Origin of the sequence: Actinomadura sp. NPDC048032 (assembly GCF_040653175.1) — a bacterium.
Classification (GTDB): Bacteria; Actinomycetota; Actinomycetes; order Streptosporangiales; family Streptosporangiaceae; genus Spirillospora; species Spirillospora verrucosospora.
This window is the reverse complement of record NZ_JBEZJP010000628.1, coordinates 1-3,341: the sequence shown is the minus strand read 5'-3', so window position 1 is coordinate 3,341 and position 3,341 is coordinate 1. Positions and strand designations below refer to the sequence as shown.

Here is a 3,341-nt window from a genome sequence, read left to right as displayed (position 1 = left end):
GCGACTCCCGGATGATGTCGGCGTGGCCCGCGTGCTGGGCCGTCTCGTTCGTAATGTGCAGGAGCACCCGGCGGACCGACCAGTGCGTCTCGGTGTTCCACGGAGCCTTGGGCAGTTCCAGCTGGAGGTCCAGGTCGGGAAGGGTGGGGATCAGCTCGTCGGTCCGGCGGGCCACCTCCTCGTAGGCGGCCAGCACGCCGGCCAGCGTCTCGCCGGGGAGCATCCTGAACTCGTCGGCGCGGCGCTTCCAGTCCTCCTCGGTCATCTGGGTGAAGTCGCCCATCGCGGCGGCGCCTTCCAGGATGAAGTCCACCCAGCCCCGCTCGCACGACGTGACGTGCTTGACGAGGCCGCCGAGGCACAGCTCGCTCGCCGTGGACCGCTGCCCGGCCTGCTCGTCCGTGAGGTCCCGCGTGGTGAACCGCAGGAAGTGCCGGGCCTTGGCGAGCGCCGCCAGCAGGTCCGCGCGCTCCCCGGTGACGGCGCGCGTGTTGTCAACGTTGATGGTTCCCGCCTTCGGTCGTGTCTCTTGGGCTGCGAGACCACGGTAGGAACCAAGGCGGTCAGATCCTGGCCTCGATCGCCGGGCCGGGGAGCTTCCTTGGCCGCGTCATGGCCGCGCCAGGAGCTCTCGCGTGCAGTCCCGTTCCGCTTCGGCGCCGAGGGCGTCCCAGCTTTCGGCCGCCCGAGCGAGGCCGTCGGCGTCGCCCGACAGACGGCCGCGAGCGCGGGCCAGGCACGCCGCCGCCCACCTGTTCTCCTCGGCGAGCGGATCGGCCTCGGCCAGCAGCTCCACCGCGTCCGGCAGACCCGCGGCCACGGCCAGTTCCGCGCCCGCCGCCCGCGCGTACGCCAGGTACGGGTCCAGCGGCGCCCCGGCGGCGAACGCCTCGTGGACCAGCGGCTCGGCGTCGTCGAAGGAACCGTCGTGCAGGGCGAGACGGGCGTCCACGAACGCCACCGCCGCCGCCGGGCCGTCGGCCGCACGGGCGACGCGGGCCCGCCACAGCGCCGCCCGTTCGCGGTCCCCGGACATCCCGCACGCCAGGGCGGTCGCGCACACCGACGCCAGCATCCAGCGCGGCGCCGGCCTCCCGGCCCGCTCCCACCGGTCCCACATCCGCTCGCCGTGCCCGATCGCGTCGCGGAAGCGGCCGGTCAGCGCGAGCGGCTGGACCAGGCGGCCCGCGGTGATGTGCGTGTCGCGCAGGAGGTCGTCCTCCATGCCGGCCCGCGCCGCGGCCATCCCGCCGCGCAGGTCCCCGGCCATGATCGCGTAGATGCAGGCGCGTCCGTAGGTGTTGCAGACCTCCGGCGCGCAGTACGGGTCGTCGCGGTCCATGGACGCCAGCAGGCGCAGCCGCTCCCGGGTGATCCGGTTCGCCTCCCGCAGCCGCCCGGCGCGCAGCGCCGCGGTGCCCGCCGCGCACAGCGCGGAGCTGGTCAGCACCGGGTCCCCGGCCGCCCGCGCGGCGGCGACGGCGGCCGTCGCGAGCCCGGCGTCCGGGACGCCCTCGCCCGGCCCGGCGAGCCACGCCCGCGCCACGGCCATGCGCGCGGCGACCTCCGGGTCGCCGTCCCGCCCGGCCGCGGACGCCTCGGCGAGCAGGCCGCGCAGCAGCTCGCGCGGCACGCGGGCCTCGAACGCCTCCGGGAACCGGCACGCCGTCTCCACCGCCCGCGCCAGGTCGATCGCCCGGCCGCGGCCGTCCCCGGCGCCGCGCGCCCGCTCGGCCGCCTCCAGCAGCAGGTCGAACACGTGCTGGTTGGACGTGGTGCTGACGTGCGCGCATCCGGCCCCCGCCCGCAGCTCCCGCGCGGCCGAGCCGGGGTCCGGCGCGAGGGCGGCTGCGGTCCGGTGGTGCGCGAAGGACTCCAGCAGGTTCCGGCGGGCGAACGTCAGGTGCGCCAGCGCGCTCGCCAGCCGGTACGTCGCCTCGTCCGGGCGGGGGGAGGACGCCAGCGCGGCCCGCAGGTCCGCGGCCATGGCGTCGAAGTCGTCCCGCCACCCCGGGTCGCCGAGGCGGCCCTCGGCGGCGGACGCCGCTGCCGCCGCCCACCGCAGGTGGCGGGCCCGCGTCCCGTCCTCCTCCCCGGCGTCGGCCAGCCGGGCGAGCGCGAACGCCCGGACCGTCTCCAGCAGCCGCCACCGGCCGGTCCGGCCGCGCACGTGGACCACGAGGCTCTTGTCCACGAGCCGGCCGAGCAGGTCCGCGACGCCCGCGCGGTCCGCGCCCCCGCCGCCCTCGCCGCTCCCGCCCACGGCCGCGGCCGCGTCGATGTCGAAGGCCCCGGCGAAGACCCCGAGCCGCCGGAACAGCGCACGCTCCTCGTCCGCGAGCAGGTCGTGGCTCCAGGACAGCACCGCGCCGAGGGACCGGTGCCGCTCCTGCCCGCCCCGGCCGCCGGAGAGCAGCCGCAGCGCGTCCTCCAGCGCGGCGAGCAGCCCCGTCGCGCCGAGCGACGCCGCCCGGGCCGCGGCCAGCTCGATCGTCAGCGGCATGCCGTCCAGCCGGGCGCACAGCTCCGCGACCACCTCGGGCTCGGCCGCGAACCCGGGATCGGCGGCGAGCGCGCGGTCCCGGAACAGCCTCTCGGCGTCGGAGCCCAGGGACAGCGGCGCCACGGGCACGCAGCGCTCCCCCGGGACGCCGAGCCGCTCGCGACTCGTCACGAGCACGCGGGTGCCCGGGCAGGCGGCGAGGACGCGCCCGGCGAGCGCGGCGGCCTCGTCGGCCAGGTGCTCGCAGTTGTCCAGGACGAGCAGCGACCGCCCGGTTCCGAGGCGCGCGGCGACCGCCTCCTCCAGCGGCTGGTGGGAGCCCTCCGTCACCCCGAGCGCGGTCGCGACGGCCCTGGCCGCGAACCCGGCGCGCACCGGGACGAGGTCCACGAACGCGCCGCCCGACGGGAACAGCGCGGCGGCGTCGCCGGCGACCACCGCCGCCAGCCGGGTCTTGCCCACGCCGCCCGGCCCGAGCAGAGTCACCAGCCGGGCCTCCTCCAGCGCGGCCAGTAGGGCGGCGCGCTCGGCGTCCCGTCCCACGAAGGTCGTGCCGGAGACCGGGAGGCCCGCGACGCGCCCGGGGTCGCGGGCCCCGGAGCCGGCCAGCTCCGCCAGCGCCCACCGGTCCGGAACGCCGTACTTGCGCAGCAGCGACGACACGTGGCTCTCGACGGTCCGCACCGAGATGTGCAGGCGGCGGGCGATCTGCGCGTTGGACATCCGCGCGCCCAGGGCGGCGAGGACCTCGGCCTCCCGCTCGGACACGTGCTCCACCGCGACCCCTTTCCGTGGCGTCGTCCGTGGTGCTCTGCGGGCGCCACGGATGACGGCGGAC

At 77.6% G+C, this 3,341-nt stretch carries 2 protein-coding genes; both read right to left on the bottom strand.

Annotated elements, in window-relative coordinates; genetic code table 11:
* Nucleotides 1-427 (bottom strand): DinB family protein (locus AB0C69_RS40270; RefSeq protein ID WP_360361692.1); only part of this gene is annotated, 427 nt, incomplete at its 3' end.
* A gap of 183 nt (nucleotides 428-610) precedes the next feature.
* On the bottom strand, nucleotides 611-3,280 hold the full coding sequence (locus AB0C69_RS40265; RefSeq protein WP_360361689.1) for a LuxR C-terminal-related transcriptional regulator: 2,670 nt from the start codon (nucleotides 3,278-3,280) through the stop codon (nucleotides 611-613).
* Nucleotides 3,281-3,341: the final 61 nt, after the last annotated feature.